The sequence below is a fragment of the Marinobacter sp. UBA2498 genome (genome assembly GCF_002341575.1).
In the GTDB taxonomy this organism is placed as follows: Bacteria; Pseudomonadota; Gammaproteobacteria; order Pseudomonadales; family Oleiphilaceae; genus Marinobacter; species Marinobacter manganoxydans.
This window is the reverse complement of the sequence record NZ_DDOI01000130.1, coordinates 3,352-7,121: the sequence shown is the minus strand read 5'-3', so window position 1 is coordinate 7,121 and position 3,770 is coordinate 3,352. Positions and strand designations below refer to the sequence as shown.

Sequence of the window (3,770 nt, the reverse complement as noted above, 5' to 3'; positions counted from 1 at the left end):
ACCTCGATCTGGTCGCCGACTTTCACGTCGTAACCCTTAACGCCAATACCGCATTCCATACCGTTACGGACTTCAGGTACGTCGTCCTTGAAGCGACGCAGGGATTCCAGCTCGCCTTCAAAGATAACCACATTGTCCCGCAGAACCCGGATCGGCTTGTTACGGTAAACCGTGCCTTCAGTAACCATGCAACCGGCCACCTGACCAAACTTCGGCGAACGGAACACATCACGCACGTCGGCGATGCCAACAATATCTTCGCGGAATTCCGGTGCCAGCATGCCAGTCAGGGCTGCTTTCACATCATCAATCAGGTTATAGATGATGCTGTAGTAGCGCAGGTCCAGACCTTCCTGCTCAACCAGGCGCTTGGACGCTGTGTCGGCACGGACGTTGAAACCGAAGATTACCGCATTGGTTGCCATGGCCAGACTGACGTCGGTCTCGGCAATACCGCCAACACCGGACGACACGATCTTGACCTGAACCTCATCGTTACCCAAGTCCTGCAAGGCCTTGGTGATGGCTTCCAGCGAACCCCGAACGTCGGTCTTGAGCACAACATTGAGGGTTTTGACCTCGTCCTTGCCCATGTTCTCGAACAGGTTCTCAAGCTTGGCGGCCTGCTGACGCTGGAGACGCTGCTCCCGCTCACGGCTCTGACGGAACTCGGCCAGCTCTTTGGCCTTCTTCTCGTCGGCAACGGCGAAGAACTCGTCACCGGCATCCGGTGTACCGTTCAGACCGAGGATCTCGACCGGAATAGACGGGCCTGCTTCCTTGACCTGCTTGCCGGCTTCATCGGTCATCGCCCGGACCTTACCGAAGTAGGAACCGGCTACAACCATGTCGCCCTGACGCAGGGTACCGTTCTGTACCAGGACAGTCGCAACGGAACCGCGGCCACGCTCAAGGCTGGATTCGACGACCACGCCTTTGGCAGGCGCATCGGTTGCCGCCTCAAGCTCGAGCACTTCTGCCTGAAGCAGCAGCGCTTCCAGCAGATCTTCAATGCCCTCACCGGTGTGTGCTGAAACAGGCACGAACTGAACGTCACCGCCCCAGTCTTCCGGAATGACTTCCATGCCCGCCAACTCGGTCTTGACGCGATCGGGATCGGCCTCTTCCTTGTCCATCTTGTTGATGGCAACAACGATCGGCACCCCGGCGGAGCGCGCGTGCTGGACGGCTTCCTTGGTCTGTGGCATCACGCCGTCATCGGCGGCAACAACCAGGACAACGATATCCGTGCACTGGGCACCGCGGGCACGCATGGCGGTAAAGGCCGCGTGGCCCGGGGTATCCAGGAAGGACACCATGCCGTGATCCGTTTCTACGTGATAAGCACCAATGTGCTGGGTAATACCACCAGACTCACCGGAGGCCACCTTGGTACGGCGGATGTAGTCCAGCAGGGAGGTCTTACCGTGGTCAACATGACCCATCACGCTCACAACCGGAGCCCGCTTGGTCTTTTCGCCGCCCTCGAAGGAGAATTCGCTCAGAACCTCTTCCTCGAACGCATCGTCGCTGACGGTCTTGGCTTTATGACCCAATTCCTCGGTCACCAGAACGGCAGTTTCCTGGTCCAGTGCCTGGTTGATGGTGGCCATGACGCCCATGCCCATCAGGGTCTTGATAACATCAGCCGATTTGACTGCCATACGCTGGGCAAGGTCACCGACAGATATCGTTTCCGGAATCTCTACTTCTCTGACCATTGGTTTGGTCGGCCTCTCGAAAGCATGACGCTTCTCTTTGGGTTTCTTTTTCGCACGCAGCGGCTTGCGCAGCGTGGTCTCTTCCTCATCCTCGGAGATAACCAGCGGCTCTTCCACCGGACGACTGCGAGGACCACGATGGCCTGCCTGCTTCTTCTTCGGCTTGCCCTCTTCGATCTCGTCGCCGCGCTCGCGAACTTTTTCTTTCTTTTTCTTCGGCTTGCGGTCCTTGCCATCGCCCTCGGGCGGAGGCATCGGCATATCTTCCGGAGCGGGAACCGGCTCGGGCTCCGGCTCTTTCTTCGGCTCGGCCTTCTCTGCCTGCTCCGGCTGCTCTGCAGTCGCTGCCTCTGCGGGCTTCTCCGCTTCCGGCTGCTGGGCCTGCTCGGCCGCTACCTTTGGCGCCTCTTCCACCGGTGCCTGCTCCGGCTGCTGCTCAGCTACCGGCTCTTCCGGTTTAGGCGCTTCAGCCTCAGGCTGCAATTCCGCCCGTTTGATGTAGGTACGGCGCTTGCGAACCTCAACGTTGACGGTCTTTGCCTTGCCGGCCTTGAGCGTCGTAGTGGTCTTGCGCTTCAGGGTAATCTTGCGCGGTTCGGCGTCGGCCTCACCGTGGGTCTTTCTCAAATAGGCCAGCAACTGCTGCTTCTCATCGCTGGAGACAGAATCATTCTCGGAGCGGGCTTTCAGGCCAGCCTCCACAATCTGCTTCAGCAAACGATCCACGGGAGCGCCTACATCTTCGGCCAGTTGTTTTACCGTTACTTCAGCCATACTGGTCCTCCTCCCGAATTAAGCCTGGTCTTCAAACCAGGGGGCACGTGCAGTCATGATAAGCTGACCGGCACGCTCTTCATCCATACCTTCAATCTCGAGCAGATCGCCAACCGACTGCTCTGCCAGATCTTCCATGGTGCGCACACCCATGCCGGCCAGCTTGAAGGCCAGGCTACGGTCCATGCCATCCATTCCCAGAAGATCCTCTGCCGGCTCAGCGCCTTCGAGCGCTTCCTCGCTTGCCAGGGCCTGGTTCAGCAGGACGTCCTTGGCGCGACGGCGCAGCTCGGTGACGGTTTCCTCGTCAAAACCTTCGATCGCCAGCATCTCTTCCATTGGCACATAGGCCACCTCTTCAATGGAGGTAAACCCTTCCTCGATCAGTACACCGGCAAATTCTTCATCAACGTCCAGATTGCCAGTGAAATGCTCGACAAGCCGGCTGTATTCCTGCTCCTGACGCTCACCGGCTTCTTCCTCCGTCATCACGTTCAAGGTCCAGCCGGTCAGATCGGTGGCCAGGCGAACGTTCTGACCGTTACGGCCGATTGCCTGGGCCAGGTTGTCTTCCGCCACAGCCACTTCCATGGTGTGCCGGTCTTCATCCATAACGATGGACGCCACTTCTGCAGGCGCCATGGCATTGATCACCAGCTGGGCCGGGTTGTCGTCCCACAACACGATATCAACGCGCTCACCGCCCAGCTCATTGGACACGGCCTGAACCCGGGAGCCACGCATACCAACACAGGCGCCAACGGGATCAATACGGCGATCGTTGGTCTTCACCGCAATCTTGGCCCGGGAACCGGGATCACGGGCAGCACCGCGGATCTCGATCAGATCTTCAGCAATCTCCGGCACTTCGATGCGGAACAGCTCGATCAGCATCTGCGGAGAGGTGCGACTGAGAATCAACTGGGGACCGCGGTGATCCGTACGGATCTCCAGCAGCAGCGAACGCACCCTGTCACCCATCCGGAACGTCTCGCGGGGGATCAGGAATTCGCGGGGCAGCAGCGCCTCGGCATTGGCGCCCAGATCGACAATCACGTTGTCACGAGTAACCTTCTTGACGGTACCCGACACCAGCTCACCAACGCGGTCGCGGTAGCTGTCCACAATCTTGGTGCGTTCAGCTTCACGAACCTTCTGGAAGATAATCTGCTTGGCAGCCTGGGCGCCAATGCGGCCAAAGGCTTCGGATTCGATTTTCTCCTCGTGGATATCGCCAGGCTTCAGGGCCGGGTCGATTTCCTCGGCTTCCTGCAG

Annotated in this window: 2 protein-coding genes; both read right to left on the bottom strand. The window is 59.0% G+C overall.

The window, feature by feature from the left end:
• A partial coding sequence (gene infB / locus B2W52_RS18035; protein ID WP_286803840.1) for a translation initiation factor IF-2 occupies positions 1 to 2,495 on the bottom strand: 2,495 nt, incomplete at its 3' end.
• Between the two features lie 18 nt (positions 2,496 to 2,513).
• On the bottom strand, positions 2,514 to 3,770 hold a 1,257-nt coding region (gene nusA / locus B2W52_RS18030), incomplete at its 5' end, for a transcription termination factor NusA (protein ID WP_286803839.1).